The 25,179-nt window shown below is 66.5% G+C and carries 22 protein-coding genes; 8 read left to right on the top strand and 14 right to left on the bottom strand.

All coding sequences use genetic code 11. From position 1 onward, the window contains the following. The first annotated feature begins 548 nt into the window (after nucleotides 1-548). A complete protein-coding gene (locus HPC46_RS03520) occupies nucleotides 549-3,473 on the top strand; it encodes a cellulase family glycosylhydrolase (protein WP_325096553.1) in 2,925 nt (974 codons plus the stop codon). Between the two features lie 40 nt (nucleotides 3,474-3,513). Here HPC46_RS03520 and HPC46_RS03515 read toward each other — a convergent pair whose 3' ends face one another. The 8 genes from HPC46_RS03515 to HPC46_RS03480 form a co-directional block, all read right to left on the bottom strand. Then, a complete protein-coding gene (locus HPC46_RS03515) occupies nucleotides 3,514-4,836 on the bottom strand; it encodes a maltokinase N-terminal cap-like domain-containing protein (protein ID WP_179466812.1) in 1,323 nt (440 codons plus the stop codon). Continuing rightward, the gene (gene treS, locus HPC46_RS03510) at nucleotides 4,833-6,587 is read right to left on the bottom strand and encodes a maltose alpha-D-glucosyltransferase (protein ID WP_179466810.1); all 1,755 of its coding nucleotides are present in this window, start codon (nucleotides 6,585-6,587) and stop codon (nucleotides 4,833-4,835) included. Before treS ends, HPC46_RS03515 begins: the two co-directional genes overlap by 4 nt. Before the next feature lie 128 nt (nucleotides 6,588-6,715). Further along, a complete protein-coding gene (locus HPC46_RS03505; RefSeq protein WP_179466808.1) occupies nucleotides 6,716-7,702 on the bottom strand; it encodes an NADPH:quinone oxidoreductase family protein in 987 nt (328 codons plus the stop codon). A 24-nt stretch (nucleotides 7,703-7,726) separates the two neighbouring features. After that, a complete protein-coding gene (locus HPC46_RS03500) occupies nucleotides 7,727-8,209 on the bottom strand; it encodes a GreA/GreB family elongation factor (RefSeq protein WP_179466806.1) in 483 nt (160 codons plus the stop codon). A gap of 95 nt (nucleotides 8,210-8,304) precedes the next feature. Beyond that, entirely contained in the window at nucleotides 8,305-9,357 is a 1,053-nt protein-coding gene (locus HPC46_RS03495; RefSeq protein WP_179466804.1) for an ABC transporter ATP-binding protein, read from the bottom strand. Beyond that, the gene (locus HPC46_RS03490; protein ID WP_233716198.1) at nucleotides 9,354-10,043 is read right to left on the bottom strand and encodes an ABC transporter permease; all 690 of its coding nucleotides are present in this window, start codon (nucleotides 10,041-10,043) and stop codon (nucleotides 9,354-9,356) included. Before HPC46_RS03490 ends, HPC46_RS03495 begins: the two co-directional genes overlap by 4 nt. A 71-nt stretch (nucleotides 10,044-10,114) precedes the next feature. Then, entirely contained in the window at nucleotides 10,115-10,960 is an 846-nt protein-coding gene (locus tag HPC46_RS03485) for an ABC transporter permease (RefSeq protein WP_179466903.1), read from the bottom strand. A gap of 19 nt (nucleotides 10,961-10,979) precedes the next feature. After that, complete coding sequence (locus HPC46_RS03480; protein ID WP_179466800.1) at nucleotides 10,980-12,101, bottom strand: ABC transporter substrate-binding protein; 1,122 nt, start codon at nucleotides 12,099-12,101, stop codon at nucleotides 10,980-10,982. Between the two features lie 180 nt (nucleotides 12,102-12,281). On the opposite strand from HPC46_RS03480, the gene HPC46_RS03475 reads away from it, so the two are divergent. Then, nucleotides 12,282-13,088, top strand: a complete 807-nt coding sequence (locus tag HPC46_RS03475; protein WP_179466799.1) for a HugZ family pyridoxamine 5'-phosphate oxidase — start codon at nucleotides 12,282-12,284, stop codon at nucleotides 13,086-13,088. Here HPC46_RS03475 and HPC46_RS03470 read toward each other — a convergent pair. Together HPC46_RS03470 and HPC46_RS03465 are read right to left on the bottom strand one after the other, a co-directional pair. Continuing rightward, nucleotides 13,085-13,330, bottom strand: a complete 246-nt coding sequence (locus HPC46_RS03470) for a hypothetical protein (RefSeq protein ID WP_179466798.1) — start codon at nucleotides 13,328-13,330, stop codon at nucleotides 13,085-13,087. The two genes, HPC46_RS03475 and HPC46_RS03470, sit on opposite strands and share 4 nt — an antisense overlap. 68 nt (nucleotides 13,331-13,398) lie before the next feature. Next, complete coding sequence (locus HPC46_RS03465; protein ID WP_179466797.1) at nucleotides 13,399-14,409, bottom strand: VWA domain-containing protein; 1,011 nt, start codon at nucleotides 14,407-14,409, stop codon at nucleotides 13,399-13,401. A gap of 79 nt (nucleotides 14,410-14,488) precedes the next feature. Between HPC46_RS03465 and HPC46_RS03460 the strand changes: the two genes are divergently transcribed. Further along, complete coding sequence (locus tag HPC46_RS03460) at nucleotides 14,489-15,484, top strand: VWA domain-containing protein (protein ID WP_179466796.1); 996 nt, start codon at nucleotides 14,489-14,491, stop codon at nucleotides 15,482-15,484. Nucleotides 15,485-15,510: 26 nt separating this feature from the next. Here the strand turns inward: HPC46_RS03460 and HPC46_RS03455 are convergent, their stop codons facing one another. After that, a complete protein-coding gene (locus HPC46_RS03455) occupies nucleotides 15,511-16,869 on the bottom strand; it encodes a cytochrome P450 (protein ID WP_179466901.1) in 1,359 nt (452 codons plus the stop codon). A gap of 146 nt (nucleotides 16,870-17,015) precedes the next feature. Between HPC46_RS03455 and HPC46_RS03450 the strand changes: the two genes are divergently transcribed. Then, nucleotides 17,016-17,240: a hypothetical protein gene (locus tag HPC46_RS03450; protein WP_179466795.1), complete on the top strand. Its 225-nt coding sequence runs from the start codon at nucleotides 17,016-17,018 to the stop codon at nucleotides 17,238-17,240. Here the strand turns inward: HPC46_RS03450 and HPC46_RS03445 are convergent. Continuing rightward, nucleotides 17,230-17,856 carry a TetR/AcrR family transcriptional regulator gene (locus HPC46_RS03445; protein WP_179466794.1) on the bottom strand — a complete coding sequence of 209 codons (627 nt, stop codon included), beginning with the start codon at nucleotides 17,854-17,856 and terminating at the stop codon, nucleotides 17,230-17,232. The two genes, HPC46_RS03450 and HPC46_RS03445, sit on opposite strands and share 11 nt — an antisense overlap. A 70-nt stretch (nucleotides 17,857-17,926) precedes the next feature. On the opposite strand from HPC46_RS03445, the gene HPC46_RS03440 reads away from it, so the two are divergent. Together HPC46_RS03440 and HPC46_RS03435 are read left to right on the top strand one after the other, a co-directional pair. Next, nucleotides 17,927-18,730 carry an SGNH/GDSL hydrolase family protein gene (locus tag HPC46_RS03440; protein ID WP_233716175.1) on the top strand — a complete coding sequence of 268 codons (804 nt, stop codon included), beginning with the start codon at nucleotides 17,927-17,929 and terminating at the stop codon, nucleotides 18,728-18,730. A 183-nt stretch (nucleotides 18,731-18,913) separates the two neighbouring features. Continuing rightward, on the top strand, nucleotides 18,914-20,155 hold the full coding sequence (locus HPC46_RS03435; protein ID WP_179466792.1) for an MCE family protein: 1,242 nt from the start codon (nucleotides 18,914-18,916) through the stop codon (nucleotides 20,153-20,155). Here the strand turns inward: HPC46_RS03435 and HPC46_RS03430 are convergent. Together HPC46_RS03430 and HPC46_RS03425 are read right to left on the bottom strand one after the other, a co-directional pair. Beyond that, nucleotides 20,145-21,053, bottom strand: coding sequence for an LLM class F420-dependent oxidoreductase (locus HPC46_RS03430; RefSeq protein ID WP_179466791.1), 909 nt, complete (start codon nucleotides 21,051-21,053; stop codon nucleotides 20,145-20,147). The genes HPC46_RS03435 and HPC46_RS03430 overlap by 11 nt on opposite strands. 14 nt (nucleotides 21,054-21,067) lie before the next feature. Next, a complete protein-coding gene (locus tag HPC46_RS03425; RefSeq protein WP_325096551.1) occupies nucleotides 21,068-21,796 on the bottom strand; it encodes a TetR/AcrR family transcriptional regulator in 729 nt (242 codons plus the stop codon). A gap of 66 nt (nucleotides 21,797-21,862) precedes the next feature. Between HPC46_RS03425 and HPC46_RS03420 the strand changes: the two genes are divergently transcribed. Then, entirely contained in the window at nucleotides 21,863-23,425 is a 1,563-nt protein-coding gene (locus HPC46_RS03420) for an MFS transporter (RefSeq protein WP_179466790.1), read from the top strand. Between the two features lie 69 nt (nucleotides 23,426-23,494). Further along, on the top strand, nucleotides 23,495-25,162 hold the full coding sequence (locus HPC46_RS03415) for an acyl-CoA synthetase (protein WP_179466789.1): 1,668 nt from the start codon (nucleotides 23,495-23,497) through the stop codon (nucleotides 25,160-25,162). Nucleotides 25,163-25,179 lie beyond the last annotated feature (17 nt).

Here is a 25,179-nt window from a genome sequence, read left to right as displayed (position 1 = left end):
GCCGCGCCGGCGGACATCGTGTGTCCAGCTCCTAGACGCCCCCGCGCGCTTTGTCCAGAGCATGGACACAGCAAAGAGAACTTTTGGCCGGTTTCTGCCGAAATGCGTGACATACGTGTCCCCTTCAGCAAAGCTGTGTTCTCTCACCGAGAAAGGGCAGAGCAATGAATGCTGCGGCAGGCCACAGCGGGGATGTGGCTACGGGCTCCCACGGCGGTACCCAGCGCGGAGGACGTCATCGCCGGCGCAGGCAACCCTACGGCTGGCTGGGCGTCAGTGCGCTCAGCCTGGGCGTCGGCGCAGCTCTGGCGACCGGCTCGGGCGTTGCACATGCCGATACCACCCCTGGCACTGGTGCCGGGCCCACCAGCGGCCAAGCTGGCGACCCCGCGCCCGGTAACTCGACTGCGAGCGGCCACACCGGTCGGCAGGCACAGAAGCCGGGCGTTGCCAACGGCTCCTCGATGAAGAGGCCGTCCGCTGGCTCACCTCGTGCGCTAACTGCCGCGGCCGCCACCCGGCCGACGCCTGGCAACAGGTTGTCGGTAGTGTACGGCTCCACACCGGCAGGGGTCATTCCCTCGGTCAGCAACACCTCGTCTGAATCGCCCACCCATTCCGACGGTCCGATCGCCGACCCGGTGAGCTCGCCCGCCGGCGCTCCTCCGGCAACGCAGGCCCTGGCCGCGGGGATCGCGAATCCCACGAAGACTCCAACGGCGGCGTCTGTCCCGCCGAACCTGATCCGCCTTCCGGCGCTTCCTACCCCGGCGCAGGTGTTGCGCGCATTGGGATTCGTGCCGGGTGGCCCGTCGGCACCGATTGGTAATCCGATCCAGGATCTGCTCTGGGGGTTATACCGGCAGATTCAGTCGCTGCTGGGACTCAGCACCCCACCCACCAGACCAAGTCTCTCGATCTCCGATACCACCGTCGCCGAGGGCAACGCCGGCACGAGCAGCGCCACCTTCACCGTCACCGTTTCCAAATCATCGACCACACCGGTCACCGTCAACTACGCCACCTCGAACGGCACCGCCACCGCCGGCGCCGACTTCACCACCGCCACCGGCACCCTGACCTTCAACCCCGGCGTCACCTCCCAATCCGTCACCGTCAAGATCACCGGCGACACCGCCGTCGAAGCAGCCGAAACCTTCACCGTCGCCCTGTCCAGTCCCACCGGGGCCACCATCGCCCGCGGCACCGCCACCGCCACCATCACCAACGACGACGTCGCAACGACCCCGGGACTCAGCATCTCCGACGGGTCGGCGACCGAGCCGGGTTCGACGGGCATAGCGGCGGGATTCCTGCATACCTCTGGCAACCAGATTCTGGATTCGCAGGGCCAGCCGGTGCAGATCTCCGGGGTCAACTGGTTCGGCGCTGAGGGCTCCAACGGCGTGCCGGACGGGCTGTGGACCCGCAACTACAAAGACATGATCGATCAGATGTCGGCCCAGGGATTCAACACGATTCGGATCCCGTATTCCAGCGAGATGCTGCACACCTCCGCGGCGCCGTCGGGCATCAACTACGCCTTGAACCCCGACCTGCAGGGACTGTCACGCATCGAGGTACTCGATGCGATCATCGACTACGCCGGACAAGACGGGATGCGGGTCATCCTCGACCATCACCGCAGTACCGCCGGCGCCGGCACGAGCGAGAACGGCCTTTGGTACAACAGTCAGTACTCCGAAGACCAGTGGGTCGCCGACTGGCAGATGCTGGCGAATCGCTACAAGGACAACCCGACGGTGATCGGTTTCGACCTGCACAACGAGCCCTACAACGGCACCTGGGGCGGCGGCGGTTCGAACGATTGGGCGCGCGCCGCGGAGCGGGCCGGAAACGCTGTGCTGCAGGAGAATCCGGATCTGTTGATCTTCGTCGAGGGCGTGGGTACCTATCAGGGACAAAGCTACTGGTGGGGCGGCAACCTGATGGGGGTCAAGGACCGGCCGATCGTGCTAGACGTACCCGGCCGGGTCGTCTACTCCCCGCACGACTATCCGAACTCCGTCTACGCCCAACCTTGGTTCCAGTCAGCCAACTTCGGCGCCAACCTGCCCAACGTGTTCCGCAACGCCTGGGGCTACATCTACGAGGACAACATCGCGCCGATCTACGTCGGCGAGTTCGGCACCAAACTCCAGGACCCCAAAGACGTGGTCTGGTTTGAGGCTCTCACGTCCTACCTGTCGGGCGATTTCGACAACAACGGCACGATCGACATCGCGGCCGGCACCGAGGACTTGAGCTGGACATTCTGGTCGTGGAACCCGAATTCCGGTGATACCGGCGGCATTCTGGCCGACGACTGGAAGACGATCAACCAGAACAAGATGGCCTACCTGACGCCGATCGAGTTCACCGGAGGAAGCGGCACATCGGTGGCGTCGTTCGTGGTGACGCTGGCCGCGCCGGCCGACCAGACAGTGACGGTGCACTATGCGACCTCAAACGACACTGCGACGGCAGGCCTTGACTACATCTCCGTAGCGGGCACTGTCACCTTTGCCCCGGGCGAAACCCAGAAGATCATCACGGTGCCCGTGAAAAGTGATTCGCTGGCGGAGAACAACGAGACCTTCCACATCATGCTGTCGAATCCGTCGGGAGCAACCCTCACCGACGCGATGGGCATGGGAACCATCCTCGACCGCCCGGTCGGCACGAGCACCGGCGGTGGTACGTCGACGCCGCCCACCGACCCGGACCCCGAGATGCCGATGCCCGATCCCACCGAGAGCGAATACACCGACATCATGACGTTCGGCATGTTCCACGGCAGCGACCACACCGGGATGAACGCGCTGGAGGGCGGCCGGACCGCCATCACCACCGAAGCACTGGTCGCCTACAACAACCAGCGCCAATTCGCCGGACTGGCGCCGGTGACCCTCGATGACGTCGGGAATTGGGCGTTCGCGAACAAGTTGACCAACAACGAGCAAGCGTGGAATCAAGATCTACAGGGCGTCGGGCTGTACTACGCGATGCAGGGCGCCAAAGTGGGGTGGATCGCCGACGACAAGTTCGACCCGCAGATCGTCGCCGACATCGAGCGAACGGCGCGCCTCGGCTCGGCAGCAGACGTCATGGCCATGGTGGCCGAATACGGTCATGACGGTTTCGCGCAGTACCTGATGGACACCGGTGGTGAGACGGCATTCATCGACACGTTGAAGATGGAGCCACATTACGGCGGATGGATGCACGACCGGGCCAACGGCCGGCTCGTCCTCGAGGTTTCGGCCACCGCCCATGACGTGAACCACCTCACGGTGCTCAGTCACGATCAGACGCAACCATTCATGAACGACACCTGGGACTGGCCGCAATGGCCGGCGCTCGATGTCTCGCACAAGCGGGTGATCGAGTACTTCCAGAGCATGGTCGCCCTCGGAGATCCGCTGGGGAACAACCTGACTGCGCTCGACGCAGTGCCTGCTGTGTCGCTCTGAGGTCGACCTCGCCGCGGATGAGCAGTCAGCGCAAAGGGCGCTACCCGACCAACCGTGCGATCGAGCGCATCGGAATATGCAGCCAGGTCGGCCGGTGCCGCGCCTCGTACGCCGCCTCGTACACCGCTTTGTCCAGCTCGTAGGCAGCGAGCACCGCAGCGGAATCGCGTGGGTCGGCCTCGGATTCGGCCGCGTACCCGTCGCAGAACGACGCGCAGTTGCGGTCGACCCACTCCTTGGCGCGGGCGGCAAGCTGCCGGTCGTCGGACTGGTCGATCAGCTGTTGATAGGCCGCGTATTCGAACGAGCGCAGCATGCCGGCGATATCGCGCAACGTGGAGTCGGGCTTTCGCCGCTCGTCCAGCGGCTGACCCGGCTCGCCCTCGAAGTCGATCAGCAGCCAACGGTCCGGCGTCCGCAGCGCCTGACCCAGATGCAGGTCTCCGTGCACGCGCTGCACGGTCACCGGCTCGTCGGCCAGCTTCGCGAAGCGCTCCTCGATGGCGGGCCGATACTCCTCGAGCTCGGGCACCGCGGCGGCGGCGGTCGCCAGCCGCTCCCGCATCACGTCGACGGGCAGCACCGCCGTCGAGGTGCCCAACTCCTGGGCCAGGGTGGCGTGCACCGACGCCACCGCCTCCCCCAATCGGTATGCCTCCCCGGCGAAGTCACCGCCGACCTCGTATGCGTACAGGTCACCCTCTGCATACAGGTCGCGGGTGCTCGCGGTGGCCATCTGCCAGCCCTCCGCCGAGTTCGCGGCGTAGGTCGTCACCATGCCGAGCGGGCACGGCTGGCCGCCTTCATCCGTCTCGAACGATCCGAGAAGCCTTGCCACGTGCGGGTTTCCGGCTCGTCCCAACGCCCGGTTGAGTTCGATGTCCGGGTTGATCCCGATCGAGACCCGGCGGAACAGTTTGAAGATCACCTGGTCGTCGAACACTACGCTGGTATTGCTCTGCTCGGCGCCGGAGACTCGCGGCGCAGCCTCGACCGGGAGCGTGACGTCGGGTTCCTTGGTGAACGTGATCCTGCCGATGGTCGCGCCCGAGTCGATCAGCGACAGCAGGAACTGCGCGGACGACGGGTCGTAGAGCCCGTCATAGGCGGTGTGGGCATCGTCGGACCCGATCGTGGCCACCGTGTCGTACTCCGCCACCGGCGCCGAATCCCATTGGACCACCACCTGATAGCGCTCCGCCGAACCGTCGGTGTAGGTGACGTCGAGCAAGACCAGATCCAGCTGCGGCCGCAGCGAAAACACCTCGGCGGTCTCGGCCGAGGACAGCGTGCGACTACGACCGGCGTACCACCGCTGGCTGGGTAACCATTCGGTCCACGGCAGGTTCACCGGTGAAGTCATTGCGTCTCCTCCGACGGGCTGAGCCTGAACCAGTAGAACCCGTGCCCCGGCAGCGTCAGCAGATAGGGCAGCTGGCCGATCCGCGGGAATGCCACGTGCCCCGTCAACTCCACCGGTGTGTAGGAGTTCCAATGCTGCAGATTCAACTCGATCGGCTGCGGAAAACGGGACAGATTGTTCACACACAGCATAGTGTCGCCGCCCTCGATCTCGCGCACATACGTCAAGACCGAGGGGTTGGAGCCGCTCAGTTCGCGGAACGTGCCGGTGGCGAATGCGTCGTAGCGCCGGCGTACCGCCAGCATGGTGCGCGTCCAGCTCAGCAGCGACGTCGAACTGTCGCGTTGCGCTTCGACGTTCACCGACTGGTAGCCATAGATCGCATCCTGGTTCGGCGGCAGGTACAGCCGGCCCGGGTTGGCGGTGGAGAATCCGGCGTTGCGATCCGGGGTCCACTGCATGGGTGTGCGGACGGCGTCGCGGTCGCCCAACCAGATGATGTCGCCCATCCCGATCTCGTCGCCGTAATACAGCACCGGCGAACCGGGCAGCGACAACAGCAACGCGGTGAACAACTCCATCTGGTTGCGGTCGTTCTCCAGCAGGGGTGCCAGCCGCCGCCGGATCCCCACATTCGCTTTCATCCGTGGGTCTTTGGCGTACTCGGCGTACATGTAGTCACGCTCTTCGTCGGTGACCATCTCCAGCGTCAGCTCATCATGGTTGCGCAGGAAAATGCCCCACTGCGCCATCTCGGGGATCTCCGGGGTCTGCGACAGGATCTCCGAGATGGGGAAGCGGGATTCGCGGCGCACCGCCATGAAGATGCGCGGCATCAGCGGGAAGTGGAATGCCATGTGGCATTCGTCCCCGCCGGTGGCCGGGTCGCCGAAGTACTCGACGACGTCGGCGGGCCACTGATTGGCCTCGGCCAACAGCACCCGGCCGGGATACTCGTCGTCGATCACCTTGCGGCAGTGCTTGAGGAACGCATGTGTCTCCGGCAGGTTCTCGCAGTTGGTGCCCTCCCGCGCGTAGAGATAGGGCACGGCGTCCAGCCGGAAACCGTCGATCCCGAGATCGAGCCAGAACCGGAGCACATCGATCATCGCCTCTTGGACAGCGGGGCTGTCGTAATTCAGGTCGGGCTGATGGCTGAAGAACCGGTGCCAGTAGAACTGTTTGCGCACCGGGTCGTAGGTCCAGTTGGACTCCTCGGTGTCGATGAAGATGATCCGCGCGTCGGAGTACTTGTCGTCGGTGTCGCTCCACATGTAGAAGTCGCCATACGGGCCGTCCGGATTGTGCCGCGACTCCTGAAACCATTCGTGGCTGTCGGAGGTGTGGTTCATCACCAGGTCGGTGATGACGCGAATGCCCCGGCGGTGCGCGGCGTCGAGCAGTGCGACGAAGTCGTCGACAGTACCGAACTCCGGCAGCACCTTGTAGAAGTCACGGATGTCGTAGCCGCCGTCGCGCAGCGGTGAATCGTAGAACGGCGGCAACCACAGGCAGTCCACACCGAGCCATTGCAGGTAGTCGAGCTGTTCGATCAGGCCGCGCAGATCGCCGATGCCATCGGAGTTCGAGTCGTAGAAAGCCCGGACCAGCACCTCGTAAAAGACCGCACTCTTGAACCAGACGCGATCGGCGGGCAGGGCGTGCGCCTGCCCGAAGTCCTCCGCGGAGGGGTGTTCGACGACACCGCCCTCGACGTGGCTGCCGTCTGTCGGATCGTTGCTCAACTCCATCTCAGTTCCACTACCCCACACTGGCCGAACCGAATCGTCACCCGACGTCTTTGTCGTCGCCAACCGTTGTAGTAGCCCCGTCGAGCGCAGGCAAGCTGACCGTCGAAAACGCTTGGAGCAGTGACGTTTTACTCCGTCCCCGTCTCGCGGACGCGGACGACGACCTTGCCCTTGGCGGTGCGATTCTCCAGCGAGGCGACGGCGGCAGCCGCCTGATCCAGCGGATAGACCTCGGGCTGCGGTGCCGCGAGCTTGCCGGAGGTGAGCAGTTCGGCCAGACCGGCCCATTGCTCGGTGAGCGCACCGGGATGTGACATCGTCCAGGCTCCCCAGCCGACCCCGACGACGTCGATGTTGTTCAGCAACAGCCGGTTGACCTTGACGGTCGGGATCTCACCGCCGGTGAAGCCGACGACCAGCAACCGGCCCGCCGGAGCCAGCGAGCGCAGCGAGTCGGTGAAGCGGTCGCCGCCGACCGGGTCCATCACGATGTCCACGCCCTTGCCACCGGTCAGCTCGGCGACCGCGTCCTTGAACCCGTCGGCCAGCACGACGTCGGTGGCACCGTTGGCCCGCGCGGTATCCGCCTTGTCCTGCGAACTCACCACTGCGATCACCCGGCTGGCCCCCAGTGCCGGGGCCAGCCGCAGGGTCGAGGTGCCGATCCCGCCGGCCGCGCCGTGCACCAGGATCGTCTCCCCGGCGGCCAGCCGAGCGCGCACGGTCAGCGCGAAATACACAGTCAGGTCGTTGAACAGCAGCCCGGCGCCGGCCTCGAAGCTCACATGGTCGGGCAGCGGGAACACCCGCTCTGCGGTGAGCTCGACGGTCTCGGCCATCGCGCCGGTGATCATGGTCAGGCCGACGACCCGGTCGCCCGCCTTGACCGGGGCGCCGGCGGGCGCCGAGCGCACAACGCCGGCAATCTCGGCGCCGAGGGTGAACGGCAACTCCGGCTTGTACTGGTAGAGCCCGCGGGTCAGCAGGGCATCGGGGAAGGCCACGCCGGCGGCGTGGACGTCGACCAGAATCGTCCCTTCACCTGATGGTTCGTCGATCTCGACCAGCTGCACCGACTCCGGGCCGGCCAGCTCGGTCACCCTTATCGCCCGCATCGCACCTCTATCGCTCGTTCGACATCACTCGTTCGGATAACTGATGGCGAGCAGCTCGACCTGCAGTTCGCCGCGTGGCGTCGAGTAGGTGACGATCTCGCCGGCTCGTCGCCCGAACAACGCTAAGCCCAGCGGACTGTCGGAGGTCAGGGTGGTGTCCTCTTCGCCGGCCGGAGTCTCCTCGAGGAAGTGGACGATCCGCATCTGGATCGGCGCGTCGCCGGGGAATCGCACCGTCACCGTCGTGCCATTGGGCAGCTGGCCCGGGCTGTCGGCATTGCCACCGGCCAGTAGCCAGGTCAGCCGGTTGATCTGCTCGTCGATACCGGCCAGATCCTCGGAGCGCTGCAATGCATCGGCGGCGTCCCCCCGATCGCCGACGGTGTCGGCGTCTCCCTGCAGTTCGGCACGCAGCTGGTCGGCGCGACGACGCAGGTCGGCCAGCTCCTCGGTGATCCGGTCGCGTTCCTCGCCGGTGAAATTCTTCGATCCGCTGTCCTCGCTCATGCCCGTCAAAGTACCTGTGTCCACCTTCCGACGGTTCAGAACTGGGAGCGCCGATCCCCCCGGCGACCTCGCTCTCATATCTGCCTCGATATGCGCTAGCCGACGAGCGACGGCACCACCAGCACTTCTGTCTGCTCGATGCCGACAGCCACCCGAACGCCGGGTGACAGGTCGGCGGCATGCACGCTGGGGCTCTGTGCGATCAGCCGGGTTCCGTCGTCAAAGATGCAGTGCACCAACGAGATCGCGCCGAGAAAGGATACCGATACGACGCCGGCGGTACCATCGGGATCGGCGGTCACTCGCACCGACTCCGGACGAACCAGGGCGACACCCGCGCCCGTGGCAATCGATCCTGACGCCGTCGGCAGTGAGGTGCCGATGCCCTGGAGCGCTGCACGCCCGCCGGCCACCTGTGCGGCCACTTTGTTGTTCAGGCCCACGAACTCGGCGACGAACGGGGTGGCGGGATGGGCGTAGACGTCGGCGGGGGCGGCAATCTGTTCCAGACGGCCCTGATTCATCACGCCGACCCGGTCGGCGACCGCCAGCGCCTCCTCCTGGTCGTGGGTGACGAACAGCGTCGTCGTGCCGACTTCGAGTTGCACGCGCCGGATCTCGTCGCGCAGCTGTGCCCGCACCTTGGCGTCGAGCGCGCTCAACGGCTCATCGAGCAGCAGCACGCGGGGCGCGATGGCCAACGCACGGGCCAACGCCACCCGCTGCTGCTGACCGCCGGAGAGCTGGCTGGCGTACTTCTGCTTATGCGCCGACAACCCCACCAGATCCAGCATGTCGGCGGCCAGCGCAGTGCGGCCGGCCTTGCTCTTACCACGGATCTTGAGCCCGAATGCGACGTTGTCCAGAACCGTCAGATGCGGAAAGAGGCTGTACGCCTGGAACACCATGCCCATGTCGCGCTTGTTGGGTGGCACGTCGGTGATGTCGTTGCCGCCGACAGCGACCCGCCCCGAAGTCGGGTCGTCCAGTCCCGCCAGAATGCGCAGCGCGGTGGTCTTGCCACAGCCCGACGGGCCGAGCAGGGCGACCATCTCACCGGGCTGCAGGTGTAGCGTCAGCCCGTCCAGGGCCCGAACCGTTCCGTAAACCCTTGTCACATCGGCGAAATCCACGGCCACTCCGGTCATGAGCGCGCCCTTCGGCGGGTCACCAGCGCGAGGACGAGCAGCAGCACGAAGCCGAAAACCAGGGTCGCCAGCGATGCCGCCACCGACGTCGGGCCGTCACTCTTGCCGATCGCGACGATCACCACCTGCAGGTTCTGATATCCGCTCAGCGACGCGACGGTGTACTCGCCGAGCACCACGGCGATCGAGATGAACGCCGCCGACAGGATGCCCGACCAGATGTTGGGCACCACGACCCGCAGGATCGTCGTAATCCAGCCCGCACCGAGCGAACGCGCCGCCTCGGCAAGGGTTTTCAGGTCGATGGCGGACAGCGCACCGTCGATCGACCGGTAGGCGAACGGCAACACCAACACCACGTAGACGAACGTCAGGGTCAGTGCGGACTCGCCGAGGAGGTACACCACCCACAGATAGACGTTGCGCAGCCCGACGACGATCACCAGCGCGGGAATGGTAAGCGGCAGCAGGCAGAGGAATTCGACCGGGCGCCTGCCCCAGGGGGCGCGCAGCCGGACCCAGATCATCGTCGGGACCAGGATCGCCAGCATCAGCGCGACGGTGAACACCGCCAGCAACAGCGAGACGACAATCGCCTGATACAACGTCTCGTTGGCCACCAGGTTCTTCCACGCCGCCGCGGTGCGCCCGCCGTGGATCAGGTCTCGGGTGCTGAAGTCGGCCATCGCGTACAACGGGAAGAGAAAGAACACCCCGAACAAGGCCAGCAGCAGCCCGCGCCCGACCCGCGTGACTTTCACTGCAGCCACCTCGACGTCCGCCGCACCAACAGGTTGTAGGCGACCATCACGACGGCGACCACGACCACCATCTCCAGCGCCAGCGCGTAAGCGAACCCGGACTGGCCGAGCACCACCTCAGAGGTCAGTGCCGTGCGGATCAGCAGCGGTACGATCGGGCTGCCCTGACTGATCAGTGCGGCGGCAGTGGCATAGGCGGCAAATGCGTTGGCGAACAACAGCAATGCTGAACCGAGGAACGCGGGCGTCAACAGCGGAGCGCCCACCTCGCGCCAGTAGGCCCAGCGGGAGGCGCCCAGACTGACTGCGGCCTCCCGCCATTCCGCACGCAGGCCTTCCAGCGCCGGGGTGAACACGATCACCATCAGCGGGATCTGGAAGTAGGTGTAGACCAGGATCAGACCGCGCAGCGAGTAGAGCCAGCCGTCGCCGGCCAGGTTGAACCCGAACCGATCGGACACCCAGAGGGTGAGCACGCCGTTGAGACCGATGGTGGCCAGGAATGCGAATGCCAAAGCAACCCCACCGAATTGGGCCAGTACGCTGCACAGCGCGAGCACCATCCGGCGCAGCGGCGAGGTGGGCGCACTGGTGACCACCAGCCAGGCCAGCACCGCACCGAGGATTGCGCCGATCACGGCGGTGCTCGCCGACAGCAGCACGCTCTTGCCCAGCGCAGTCAATGCGGTTTCGGAGAACAACAGCCCGATGCGCTGCAGTGAGAACACCCCGTCGAGATAGAACGCGGACACCACCACCGTCACCGTCGGGATGATCAGGAAGATCGTGACGAACACTGCGAAAGGGAGCAGCGGAAGGCTTTCGCGCACACGCCGGCCCACGGTGCCTGCCGCCACGACGTCAGCCGATCGCCTTGGCCCAGTTCTCGGCCAGATACTTGGTGGCGGCGTCCGTCTGCGCCTGGGTCAAGATGACCGGCGTTCCGCTCACCGGAGGTAGCTTCTCGTAGGCGGCGGCGTCGATGGTGCCGGCCTTGACCATCGCATCAGCGCGCACTGGCCGCGCACCGCCGGCCAGGAACAGGTTCTGCCCCTGGTCGCTGAACAAGAACTCCTGCCACAGCCGCGCTGCCGCCGGGTGCGGGGCATCTTTGTTGATCGCCTGGAAGTAGTAGCCGCCCAATACCGCGCCCTGCGGCACGAACACCTTCCAGCTCGGCAGCTTCTTGGTCTCAGCGGCGTTTAGGTAATCCCAGTCGATGACGACGGGAGTCTGGCCGGACTCGATGGTTGCCGGCGTCGGGTCGACGGGAAGGAAATTCCCGGCCTGCTTGAGCTTGGTGAAGAACGCGACACCGGGAGCGACGTCGTCGGCCGAGCCGCCCTGGGACAACGCCACCATCGCCACACCGGAGAACGCGGCGCCGGCCTGGGTGGGATCGCCGTTGAGCGCCACTTTGCCCTTGTACTCCGGCTTCAGCAGGTCGTTGACGGAGCTCATGTCGGGGACCTTGGCCGAGTCGTAGCCGATTGACATGTACCCGCCGTAATCGTTGACCCAGGTGCCGTTCGGGTCCTTCATGGCGTCCGGGATGCCCTCGAAGGTCGCGACCTTGTACGGCGCGAACATCGCCTGATTGGCCAATGCGACCGACTGCCCCAGATCGAAGACATCGGGTGCGGTGCTGCGGCCCTTCTGCTGATTGGCGGCGTTGATCTCGTCCTGGCTGGCGGCGTCGGGTTGGGCCGAGTTGACCTTGATGCCGTACTTGTCGCCGAACGCCTTGATGATGGCACCGTAGTTGGCCCAGTCCGGTGGCAGCGCGATGACGTTGAGTTCGCCTTCCTTCTTGGCCGCGGCGATCAGCCCGTCCATGCCGCCGAAGTCCGTCGCGGATGTCGCCGAGGCGGCTGCCACTCCGGAGCCGGTCTTGGTGTCGCCGCTGTTCTTCTCCGGCGGTGCGCAGGCGGCGGCGACCACGGCGACGGTCGCGACGGCGGCGATCAGGCGTGCGTTCTTCATGACCGAAACCTTCTTATGCACAGGAAGCGATGCGGTAGCGCCGCGGCGACCACGGCGTTTCGCGAAGGTGAACGGGATCGTCACGATGCTGCGACATTACCGCCGGGTTGATCCCGATTTCGACCCATTGAGCGGATTCGGCAATGTCACTTGCGATCTCGTCCGAGGTAGTGTCCACCCGTGGTATCCCGCGATCATGGTGACCCGGGCGATGCGCCCTCGGTTCCGCCGCCGCTGACCGACATCGCCGACGCGACCCGCCCCTCGGCGGCCGAGGAGGCACGCAGCATCGCCGCGTCGACCAACACCGCGACGCTGGCCTCCCTGACCGCCACCGGCGATCCGTGGGCCTCGTTCGTCACCTACGGACTGCTCGGCGGAGCGCCGGTGCTCTGCGTCTCCAACATGGCCGAGCACGGCCGCAACCTGGCCGGCGATCCCCGCGCCAGCCTGGCCATCGTCGCGCCGACCACCGAGTCCGACCCGCTGGCCAGCGGACGGATCACACTGGCCGGGGTCGCCGAGCACCCGACCGGCGACGAGCTGGCTGCGGCACGCGACGCCCACCTGGCAGCCGTGACGGCCGCGAAGTACTACATCGACTACTCCGACTTCACCGTGTGGGTGCTGCGCGTGCACCGGGTGCGCTGGGTGGGCGGCTACGGCCGGATGGATTCGGCGACCGCGGCCGACTACACCGCGGCCGCACCGGACCCGGTTCGCCCGAACGCCGCCGGCGCGCTCGCGCATCTCAACGCCGATCACGCCGATTCCCTGGTGGGGATGGCCCGGTCGCTGGGCGGTTACCCCGATACGACGGCAGCGGTGTGCACCGGCATCGATCGCTACGGGCTCGACCTTCGCGTCGAGACTCCACGCGGCATGGGCTACACCCGAGTCGGCTTCGGCGCGCCGCTGTCATCGGCCGACGAATTGCGCGCGGCTTCAGTCGATCTGGTCGAGCGGGCCCGGGCTCGTCTGGGCTAGCCGCCGAGCTCGGCGACGGCCATGTCGAGGGCGGCGGCCTGTTCGACCAGTTCACGATCCGACAGCTGTTCTCTGCCGGCTTGTTCGATCAGTTCCTCTCGGGTGATGACCTGCAGCGCCCCGCGATAGTCGTCGGTGTCCAACGCGGCCGGGTCGATGACGTCGACGCGCCCTTCGATAAGGACCAATACCGTGTCGATCTCGCTGTCGAGCAGTTGGCGGACGTTGTCGGCGGTGATCATCGGGTTCCTCCGTTCGGCGGGCTGGAGCGTAGCGACTCGGGGATCGATTCTGCCCACGTCTCTACCCATCATGCGGGCAGATTTCGGTTCACCGCCAGGCCGAGGAACGCCGCGATCGTGACCATCAGGACCGCGAGGCGCAGCCAAGCCGTGCCTGCCGGTGCGCTCACCGTCTGATACCCGACCTGCTGCAGCACCGACCCATAGCTTCGATTGAGCTCATCGATATTGGTGGCGGTGTAGCTCTGTCCCCCGGACAGCTCGGCGATCCGCTTCATCTGGCGGTCATCCGACGGCACCGGGATGGCGTCGTCTTTCAGCGTGACGACCCCGGCCTTCGTGCCGAACGTGATGGTCGAGATCGGTACGCCTTGGTCCTTGGCGGCCCGCGCCGCGGTGAACGCCCCGCGTGGATTGTCGGGGTTGGCCGGCTTGTTCTCCCCGCCGTCGGACAGCAGGACGATCCGCGCCGGCGGCGGGGTGGCATCACCGGCGGTGAGCACAGTGGTGACGGTCTGGATGGACTCGAGTGCGGTGAACAGGGCCTCGCCGGTGGCGGTGGAGTTGTCCGGCTGGAGTTTGTCCAGCGCGGTGACGGTGGCGCCGTGATCCGGCGTCGGCGAGACCAGAAGGTTCACATTGCCGCCGAACGACACCAGGCCCAGGTTCACCCCAGGGGTCAGCTGCTGGGCGAACGTCTTGGCCGCATCCTGTGCGGCCCGTAACCGGGTCGGCGAAACATCCTTGGCCTGCATGGATTGTGAGACGTCGATGACCAGCATCACCACCGCGCGGTTGCGAGGGATGTGCACCTGGTGGGTCGGGCCGGCCAGCGCGAAGACCAGGAGCACCAGAGCGACGGCGGCGAACGCAGTCGGCAAGTGCCGCAAGCGATGTGGACGCTTCGGCGCGAGGCCGCCAAGGGCGGCGGGACCGCTGAATTGGCGCAGCCTGCGCCGGCGCTGAATCTGCACGAGCGCGTACAGCGCGATCAACGCGACAGGCACCAACGTCAGCACCAGCAGGTCCGGACGCGCCAGACCGGCCAGAGTCAACGACCCGACGCCGGGCACTGTCATCAGGCTCAAGCCTTTCCTCAGGAACTCTGGTTAACGTGACCTTTGTACCGGCGGAAGTTGAGAGGAGACCGCACCGGCTGTGAGTTCGCTGTCACTTTCCGGCTTCACCACCCCGTGGTTGTTCTTGTACCTGTTGATCATTGGCGTGGCCATAGTGGTCTACGTCCTGCTCCGGCGGGTGCGAACCAGGCGGGTGCTGCGCTTCGCCAACATGGCGCTGCTGGAACAGGTTGCCGCCGGCCGGAAACCGCGCCGGTGGCGACACGTGCCGGCCGCCTTACTGGTGGCGGCACTGGCATTGTTGACCACCGCGATGGCGGGCCCGACCCGCGATGTGCGCATTCCCCGCAATCGCGCGGTGGTGATGCTGGTCGTCGACGTTTCGGAGTCGATGGCGGCAACGGATGTGGCGCCCAGCCGAATCGAGGCTGCCCGCGCGGCGGGCAAACACTTCGCCGAGCTGCTCACGCCGGGGATCAATCTCGGCCTGGTCAAGTTCTCTTCGGGCGCAACGCTATTGGTTGCACCCACGATCGACCACGACCAGGTCAAGCAGGCGATCGACAAGCTGGTGCCCGAACCGCGCACCGCCACCGGAGAGGGCATATTCACTGCGCTGCAGGCGATCGCCACCACCGGCGCGGTGATGGGCGGCGGAGACGGGCCGCCCCCGGCTCGCATCGTGCTCGAGTCCGACGGTAAGGAGACGGTGCCGCCCGACCTGGAGTCACCGCGGGGCGCTTTCACCGCCGCACGCGCGGCCAAAGAACAAGGCGTACCGATCTCGACGATTTCGTTCGGCACGCCGGACGGGATTGTCGAGGTGGACGGGCAGTCGATTCCAGTCCCGACCGACGACGCATCACTTGCCAGAATCGCCGATCTCAGTGGCGGACAGGCTTTCCGGGCCGAGAGCCTCGGCGAGCTGAACCGGGTGTACTCGACCCTCGACGAGCAGATCGGCTATCAGGTGGTCCGCGGTGACGCCAGCGCAGGTTGGGTGGCCCTCGGCGCGCTGGCCCTGGCGTTGTCGATCGGTGCCGGCATCCTGGTGAACCGACGGCTGCCCTCCTGACGCGATTCCAAGGACATTCCCAGGAGTCAACCAGCGGCGGCCTGGGTGCTGACCGAATCCACCGGCCGCGTCATCGTCGCGCGCCGGTGGACGACCGCAACGCCGCCGTCTGCAGGCGCGTTGGCGATCCCGCGCGAGTGATAGGCCTCGCCCGGTGCGCCGGTAGGCTCAAAGATGAACTCGCGCAGCAATGTTCGTAACGTGACTCGCATCTCCATATTGGCGAATGCGGCGCCGATGCACCGGCGGATGCCGCCACCGAAGGGGATCCAGGTGTAATTGTCCGGCGGGTTGTCGATGAACCGGTCCGGATCGAATACCGACGGGTTGTCGAACCGCTCGCGGTTCGAGTGCGCGGCGGCGATGCTGACGATGATCACGTGTTTCTCGGGAATCACCCACTCGCCCAGCCTCATTCGCTGCAGCGTCAGCCGGGACGTACCGTCGATGACGGGCCGCGCTCGCTGCACCTCCCAGATCGTCGCCTGCTGCAATTCGGAGCCGCCGGCGTCGACCTCCTCACTCAGCCGGGCCAGCAGCTGAGGATGCCGGCGGACCCGTTCGACCAGCCAGGCCAACGTGGTCGCAGTCGTCTCGTGGCCTGCGCTGAGCAGGGTCAGCAGCTCGTCGGCGATGTGACGGTCGGAGATCGCGGATCCATCTTCATAGCGCGCCCGCAGCATCAGCGAGAGCACATCTGGGCGCTCGTCGAATGCGGGGTCACTGCGGGCGTCGGCGATCAGTGAGTCGACGATCTCGTCGTAGCGGCGCCGATAGCGCGCCATCGTGCCGCCCGGGCTACGCGGACCGAAATCGCGCCGGAAGAACTTCGGCAGGACCGCCATCCGGGATCCGACCACCACCTGCTTGGGGAGCAGCTCGCGCAGTTCGTCGAATGCCGCACCCTCGGCACCGAACACCGCGCGCAGGATGGCATTGAGCGTGATGTGCATCATCGACGGCAGCGTCGGGAATTCGGCACCCTCTGGCCAGCCGGCGATCTCGCGCATCACCTCTTCTTCGACGATGGCCTCGTAGCCCTGCATGCGCTTGCCGTGAAAGGGCGGCACCAGTAGTTTGCGCCGCTCGCGATGTTCGTCGCCGTCGAGGCTGAACGTGGAGCCCGGGCCGAGCACCTCGCCCAGATTGGTCGCCCGGCCGACCAGATCGCCGCCGGTGGTGAAGAGATCCTTGACCAGGGACGGCTCGCTGATCAGCACGGCCTTGCCGAAGATCGGCAGGTTCAACGTCACCGCTGACCCATAGCGCCGGGTCAGACCGCCGACCGACGCCCGCCGGGAGGTGAAGAACTGCAGGCCCTGAATCAGCTTGGGGGTGCGCGGACCGGGTGGAAGTCGAATCGGATCGCTCGTCACCTGCGCCATCGTGCTCATCCCTTCGCTGCGGTACGCCGATGTACCGACCACGGTACGCCGATGTACCGAACGGCACAACGCCGGTCCGGAGGATCCGCCGCAGTACTGTTGGCTCATCAGGGCGCCATACCAATGCCCAAGAGGAGTGATCACTGATGTCTGGCACCGACGAGCGGCAGTCCCTTTCGGAGGCCGGTGAGGAGAAGGGCTGGCAGCGCCGGGAGAGCGACCGCGTCGACATCTACCTGCGTGACCGGTACCGCATCAGGGTGATCTGGCAGGGCTCCGACGCCATCAGCGGTGCGTCGTTCTTCGACAACGAGATGTACGAGGCCTACACCCGCGATCTGGCCAAAGTCCGCACCTGGCTCAAGAAGTAGCCGCACGCGGCGGCCCGAGAAGTGCGATGGCGCCGTCGACCGCCTCGTCGGTGACATCGCTCATCCGGCCACCGCTTTCGACCGTCACCGCCGTCAGCTCCCGCAATCCGCCGATCAGCATCAGCGCCCGCTGACGGGACACCATCGGGATGCCGGCGGCCCGAAGTTCCTCGGTATCGGACAGGGTCCGGACCATCGCGATGAACGCCTCGGTCACTTCCCGCTGCAACTCCCGGGCGGCCATCCCGAGCGCCGGGACGTCGCGGATCCAGCTCAACATCACCGCGGGCTGCGACTCCGCGTTGGCGACCCACGCCTGCACCGCCTGCCTGATCTGTGACTCCCACGGCGCCGCCGGGTCCACGGCCGACGAGATGGTCTCGACGGCGCGGCGGTTGGTGTCGGCGAGCAACGCCACCAGACACGCTTCCCGGTCGGAGAAGTACTCATAGAAAGTGCGCCGGGACGTCCTGGCGCGACGCACGATTTCGGCGACCGTGGTGGCGGAGTAGCCCACATCGGTGATCGATGCGGCCAGCGCGTCGACGAGTCGCTGGCGCGGGTCCGCAACCGGTGCCGTGGATGCCGCCGTCTCGGCCGACGCAGGCGACTTCACCGTTTGTACACCCCGCCTTCCCCTTCGCCTGCAGATGGTACTGCCGTACCTGGCACTAAAATCGAAGTTCATGTCGGACATCGGTTTCTCCCGGTTTGTCGCGATCGGCGACAGCCAGACCGAAGGCCTGTGGGACGGCGACGACACCGTCGGTGTGCTCGGATTCGCCGACCGGCTCGCGGCCCTTCTGGACTCCCGCTACCCCGGGTTGCTGTACGCCAACCTCGCCATCCGGGGCAAGCGCGTCATCGACGTTCTCGACAACCAGCTGCCCCGCGCACTGGCGATGGAACCCGATCTGGTCACGGTCTGCGTCGGCATGAACGACGTGACGCGGCCGGGCCGGACCTTCACCAAGGCGATGGCCGACCTCGAGACCGTCTACCAGCGGCTCGCGGATTCGGGCGCGACGGTGGTGACCACGACGTTTCCTGACGTCGCCAAGATGCTGCCGGTGGGTCGGCTGATCGGCTCGCGCATCCTGCAGGTCAACGCCGTCATCCAGGGTGCGGCGCAGCGACACGGCTTCGGGCTGGTCGACCTCTACAACGCCGAAGCGATGCGCGAGCCGTCGATCTGGAGTCACGACCGCATGCACGCCTCGACCACGGGCCACATCCTGTTCGCTGAGGCTGCCGCCGAGGCGCTGAAACTTCCCGGCAGCAACCATGATTGGGCGCAGCCCAGCGGCGAAGCGGTCCAGGACAGCTTCGCTGAGCGGATGTACGCACAAGCCCAGTGGACCCGGAGTCTGCTCATCCCCTGGATTTGGCGTCACGCGCGCGGCCGGTCGTCCGGTGATGGCAGGGAACCGAAAATCGGTGAATTGCAGCCGGTTTCGGAGCTCCTACGCGGAGCGCACCAAACCGCGTAAATCCCCCGCGGTGTGACCCCCGTCACGTGGCCTGCCGGGTCACGAGATCATCACTGTATCGATTGGTCTGAAAGCCCTGACGCCCTCGGCGTGCATGGGATAGTGGCAGCACGAACGACTGGCGATCTGCAGGTGAACTGCTGTCGGTGGAGGGAACGCCATGACCGGTGGGGCGGGGGCCTGATGAGTGACGATAAGTCCGCGCCGCCGAGCTGGTTCGAGACCAAGACCCGGCACTGGCAGTACGCGCCGCCGTTGAAGACGGCCTTCGCGGTGACAGCGGTCGTGGTCACAGTGATCGTGGTGGCCGTTTTGATGCAGTTCCGCGGCGATTTCACCCCCAAGACCCAGTTGACGCTGATCTCCCAGCGGGCCGGTTTGGTCATGGACCCCGGGTCGAAGGTGACCTACAACGGAGTGCAGATCGGCCGCGTCACCGGGGTCGACCCGATCGTCCGCGACGGCACGACCAAGGCCAAGCTGTCGCTGGACGTCGAACCCAAATACATCCCGCTGATTCCGGCCAACGCCATTGCGGAGGTCAAGGCCAGCACCGTGTTCGGCAACAAGTACGTGTCCTTCCGCAGCCCCCCGAATCCGACCGCGCAGCGCATCTCCAGTAAGGACGTGCTTGACGTATCGCACGTGACGACGGAGTTCAACACGTTGTTCGAGACATTGACGTCGATCTCGGAGAAGGTCGATCCGGTCAAGCTGAACCTGACGCTGTCCGCGGCGGCCGAGGCGCTCGACGGTCTGGGTACCAAGTTCGGGCAGTCGATCGTCAACGGCAATGCGGTCCTCGATGACATCAATCCGCAGATGCCGCAGATTCGCAGCAACATTCAGCAGCTCTCGAAGCTGGCCGATGTCTACACCAAGGCCAGCCCGGATCTGTGGGACTTCCTCGATCATGCGGTGACGACCGCGCGCACGTTGAACGAGCAGCAGAAGGATCTCGACGCCGCGCTGCTGGCCTCGACCGGGTTCGGCAATACCGGCGCCGACATCTTCGAGCGCGGTGGCCCCTACTTCGTGCGCGGCCAGGCCGACCTGATCCCCACCGCCAAACTGCTGGACACCTACAGCCCCGCAATCCTGTGCACCATCCGCAATTACGCGACCTCGAACGCCAAGGACAGCGCCGGCGGCAACGGCTACTCGATCGACTTCCACATCGGGCTGACGGGTGCACCCAATCCCTACGTGTATCCCGACAACCTGCCGCGGGTGAACGCCAAGGGCGGTCCGGGCGGCGCGCCCGGCTGCTGGCAGGAAGTCAACCGCAACTTCTGGCCGGCACCGTTCCTGGTGGCCGATTACGGCGCATCGCTGGCGCCGTACAACCACTTCGAGCTCGGCCAGCCGATCCTGACCGAGTACGTCTGGGGACGTCAGGTCGGCGAGAACACCATCAACCCCTGAGGTTCAGCACCCCGGCCAGTTCCCGCAGTGCCGGGCGGGGATCCCAGCTGGGATCGCCGTCGCCGAGTACCTGGACCACCACATGGTCGGCGCCGGCGTCCAAGTGCGCGGTCACCGCCGCGGCCGCCTGTTCGACCGAGCCCTGTCCGACGATGCGGCCGGCCAGCCGGTCCGAGCCGCCGCGCACCAGATCGGATTCGTCGAAGCCCTGCCGCAGCCAGGAGTTGCGGTAGTTCGGCAGTCCCGAATAGACCTCGAGATGCAGATGCGCGCGGCGAAGCTGTTCCTCGGCGCTCTCACCGACGACGACGGCCTGCTCGGACACGATCCACTTGTCCGGCCCCAGGATCTCCCGGGTGGTGGCGGTCTGTTCGGGCAGCACGAGATACGGATGGGCCCCGTCGGCGTGGGTGCCGGACAGCTCGATCATCTTGGGGCCGAGCGCGGCAAGCAGACGAGTGGGGCGCCCCGAACCCGGCTCCACGAACTCCGGCAGCCCGGCCATCCGGTCCAGGTAGCCGCGCATGGTGGCCAACGGCTTCTGGTAGGTCCCGCCGAGCATGTTCTCCACCAGCGGCCCGTGGCTGACGCCAAGACCGAGGACGAACCGGCCTGGGAAGCTGGCCGTCAGGCTGCGTCCGCCACCTTCGGCGATCGTCGCCAGCCGGGCATGGATATTCGCGATGCCGGTGCCCAGGACCAAGCGCTTCGTGCCGGCCAGGAAGATCGCCGACTGCACCATGGCGTCCTTGAGACCGACCTCGGGGATGAACAGCGAGCCGTAGCCGAGCTCTTCGATTTCCTGGGCGACCTCGACCGCCGCGGGCATCGGCCAACTCTCGCTGGCCCACCACACGCCGATACGGGACGGGAAGTCGACGGTCGGGCGCTCAGTCACGGGCCACTCCTGGTTCAGTCGTCAGCAAGCCATTCGATTCGCAATGTGTCACCTGTCAGCATGGCGATCGAACTTCGGAGCTGTTCCGGGGGGGTGGGTGGCGGCAGCGGCTCGTGCGGGCCGACGCGGAACGCGTCGACCATCAGCGCGGCGAATCTGCGCCACGCCTGGGGCGCATGTTCGCGGGTGGCCTCGAGCACGCCGGCGTCGGCCAGCAACATCACCACGATGTCGCCGACACCGATGTCCGGCCGCAGGGTGCCATCCTGTTGAGCGCGCACGATCACCCGGCCGAGCTTGTCGATCGCCTCGGTCGCGCGCTGCTCGATCACCGAGCTGGCCGGGAACGCGGTCGTGAGTAGGGCGCGCAACCCGGGGTCGGACGCCTGGAGTTCGCAGACCTCGTAGACGAGGTCACGGAAGCCGTCCCAAGCCACCGGGTTACCCAGGGCCTTGTCGACCGCGTCCTCATACGAGGTCATATTGCGTTCGAAGGCCGCGATGGCCAGGTCGGTGCGGGTCGGGAAACGCCGGTAGAGCGTCGCCACGCCGACGCCTGCCGCGCGGGCCACGTCTTCCAATGGGACGGACAAACCCTGCTCAGCAAACAGCCGAGCGGCCGCGGTCACGATCCGCTCCCGGTTGCGTTCAGCGTCGGCCCGCAGTGGCCTGGATCGCTCAGCACCCCGATGTGCGCCAGGAATCACCACCCCAGGGTACTCCCAGAAGTGGAGGGTTGCCACCAGTTCCGGTTAGGGTTGTGAGCAAGAAGTGGTGGAAATCCTCCACTTATCGAAAGGAGTCGAACCGTGGCCATCACCACAGTTCAGCGACCCGCGCACGCGCGTCACGCACGGCCGAAGCAGGGCATCCGCGGGAATCCGATGTGGATTCTCGCGGCCGTATCGGTCGGCGTCATCATGGTCGGCCTCGACGCATCCGTCGTCGCCATCGCCAATCCCCGCATCGCCACCGACCTCAACGCGTCGCTGTCGGACCTGCAGTGGATCACCGACGCCTATCTCCTTAGCTTGGCGTCGCTGTTGATTTTCGGCGGCAAACTCGGCGACATGTTCGGCCGGCGCCTGGTCTTCCTGGTGGGCGTGGTGGGCTTCGCGGTCACCTCGGTGGGAATCGGTGTCATCGGCACGGTCGCCGGGGTGATCACGATGCGCGCGCTGCAGGGGGTGTTCGGCGCGCTCCTGATGCCCAGCACGCTCGCGATCATCCGCGACGCCTTCCCGCCGCACAAGCTCAACACCGCGATCGGGATCTGGGGTGCCGCGACCGGAGTGTCCGTGGCCGCCGGGCCTGTCCTGGGCGGGGTTCTGGTCGAACACCTCAGCTGGGAGTCCGTCTTCTACATCAACGTGCCGATCGCGGTGGTCGCCGTGGTCATCGGCGCAGTCGCGATCGTCGAAAGCCGCAGCGACGAGCAGGGCCGGCTGGACGTGGGCGGCATCCTGACCCTGTCCGGCAGCCTGTTTCTTCTGGTGTACGGCCTGATCAAGGCTCCCGAGTGGGGCTGGCTGGACCCGCAGACCGTCGCCTTCCTGATCGGCGGCGCGGTGCTGATGGGTGCTTTCGTGATCGTCGAGCGGCACGCAAAAGACCCGATGCTGCCGCTGCGATTGTTTGCCAACCCGTCGCTGTCGATCGGCGCCGCCGTGGTCACCATCAACTTCTTCGCATTGTTTGGCGCCCTGTTCTTCATGACGCTGTACCTGCAGAATCTGCAGGGCTGGAGTCCGGTGGAAACCGGTGTCCGAACCCTGCCGCTGTCCGCGGCCATGATGGTGATGGCCCCGCTCTCGGGTGTCGTCACCGAGCGGTTCGGTCCGCGCCCGGCGATGGTCTCCGGGCTGCTGGGTGTCGCAGGCGGCCTGGCATTGCTGAGCCAGTTGCACGCCGATTCGGGGTACAGCGCGATGTGGCCGGCCTTCGCCTTGCTGGGCGCCGGCGTGGGCCTGGTGCTGACCGCGAGCTCGGAGGCCATCGTCGGCAACGCTCCGGTCGACGACGCCGGGGTGGCCGGCGGGGTGCAGAGCACGTCGGTTCAGCTGGGTGCCGTGCTGGGCACCACGATCCTGGGGTCGGTGCTGTCCAGCAAGGTCGGCTCCACCCTGGTCGACAAGCTGACTACCGCGGGCACTCCCGCGCCCGTCGCTGAAAAACTCACTCCAGCCAAGGAATTGGTGTCGAAGGGATTGGCTCCGTCGATCCCCGGCGCCCCGCCGCAGCTCACCGCCGCGATCGCCAGCGGCAGCCACGAGGCCTTCATGGCCGGCCTGCAGCTGTCGATGTGGGTGGGAGCCGGCGCTGCCGCCGTCGGCGCGGTGCTGGCGGTGTTCGTCCGACGAGGCGAGACATAGGCCAAACCGGCGGTTGGCGCCGTGGCAGACTAGAACGCGTTCTAGTTCAGGCCACGCAGAGGAGCGCCGATGAGCAGCGACGTCAGCTTCGACCTTTCGTCGGTGTTCCGTACCGTCGCGCAGACCCTGCCGGATCGCGAGGCGCTGATCTGGCGCGACCACCGCTGGACCTACGCGCAGTTGGATGCCCGAATCGACGGCGTCGCGCACTACCTGGTTTCACAGGGGCTGGGCTGCCACACCGAGCGTGACCAGCTCGCCCCGCACCAGTCCGGTCAGGATCACCTCGGCCTGTACCTGCGCAACGGCAACCAGTATCTCGAGGCGATGGTCGCCGGCTACCGGGCCCGAGTCGCGCCGTTCAACGTCAACTACCGGTACGTCGAGGAAGAGCTCCTCTACCTGTTGACCGATTCGGCGGCCAAGGCTCTGGTGTACGGCGCCGAGTTCGCCCCGTGCGTCGCCGCCATCCGCGACCGGCTGCCCGAGCTGCAGGTGCTGATCCAGGTCGCCGACGCGAGCGGCAACGAACTGCTGCCGGGTGCGGTGGACTACGAGTCGATCGTCACCACCGGAGCCCCGGCCGGCGGGATGCCCACCCCCAGTGGCGACGACCTCTACATCCTCTACACCGGCGGCACGACCGGCATGCCCAAGGGTGTGCTGTGGCGTCAGCACGACATCTTCATGTCGGCGATGGGCGGCCGGCCGTTCGGATCCGACACGTCGCTGGCGTCCTACGAGGAGCTGGCCGAGCAGGCCCGAACCAATGCCGGCTTCCGGTCGATCCTGATGATCCCGCCGCTGATGCACGGGGCAGCGCAGTGGGCCGCGTTCAACATGTTCAGCACCGGCGGCTGGATGGTGCTGCCCGACGACGTCGACCGCCTCAACGCCCCTGCGGTGATGAAGCTCGCCGAACGTGAACGGGTACTGAGCATTCCGGTGGTCGGCGATGCCATCGCCCGTCCGCTGCTCGACGAGATCGAGACCGGCAAGTACGACCTGTCCGGCTTGGTGACGATCACCAACGGTGGTGCACCGCTGTCGCCGACGGTGCGGGAGCGGCTGTTGGCCGCGCTGCCCAACCTGATGGTGCTCGACGCCGTCGGTGCCTCCGAGACGGGAATGCAGATGACGACGATGGCGGCCAAGGGCGTCGAGCAGAAGGCGGCGACCTTCACTCCTCAGCACGACACCGCCATCATCTCAGCGGATTTCAGCCAGGTCCTCCAACCCGGCGACGGCGAGGGCTGGCTGGCCCGGCGCGCGTACGTGCCGCTGGGTTACCTGGGCGATGCGGAGAAGTCGGCGCGTACCTTCCCGACGATCGACGGCGTCCGCTGGTCGGTGCCCGGTGACCGGGCCCGGTTCCTGGACGACGGCCAGATCGAGCTGCTGGGCCGCGATTCGGTGACGATCAACTCCGGCGGGGAGAAGATCTTCGCCGAAGAGGTCGAGCGCGCGGTCGCCAGCCACCCGGCGGTCTATGACGTGGTCGTGGCCGGGCGGCCGTCCGAACGGTGGGGCAGCGAGGTGGTGGCGATCGTGCAGTTCGCCGAGGGCCGCAGTGCCACCGACGATGAACTCACGGCCGCCTGCCGCGCCCACATCGCGCAGTACAAGCTGCCGAAGGCCTTCATCCGCACCGAGAAGGTCCTGCGCTCACCCGCGGGCAAGGCCGATTACCGCTGGGCCAAGGAGCTGGCCGTCGAAAGCCTTGGCGCACAAGGCTAGTCCCCGAGTCGCTGCGC

This window comes from Mycolicibacterium vinylchloridicum (genome assembly GCF_013404075.1).
GTDB classification, from domain to species: Bacteria; Actinomycetota; Actinomycetes; order Mycobacteriales; family Mycobacteriaceae; genus Mycobacterium; species Mycobacterium vinylchloridicum.
The sequence above is the reverse complement of the archived record's forward strand: the minus strand, read 5'-3'. Positions and strand labels throughout refer to the sequence as shown.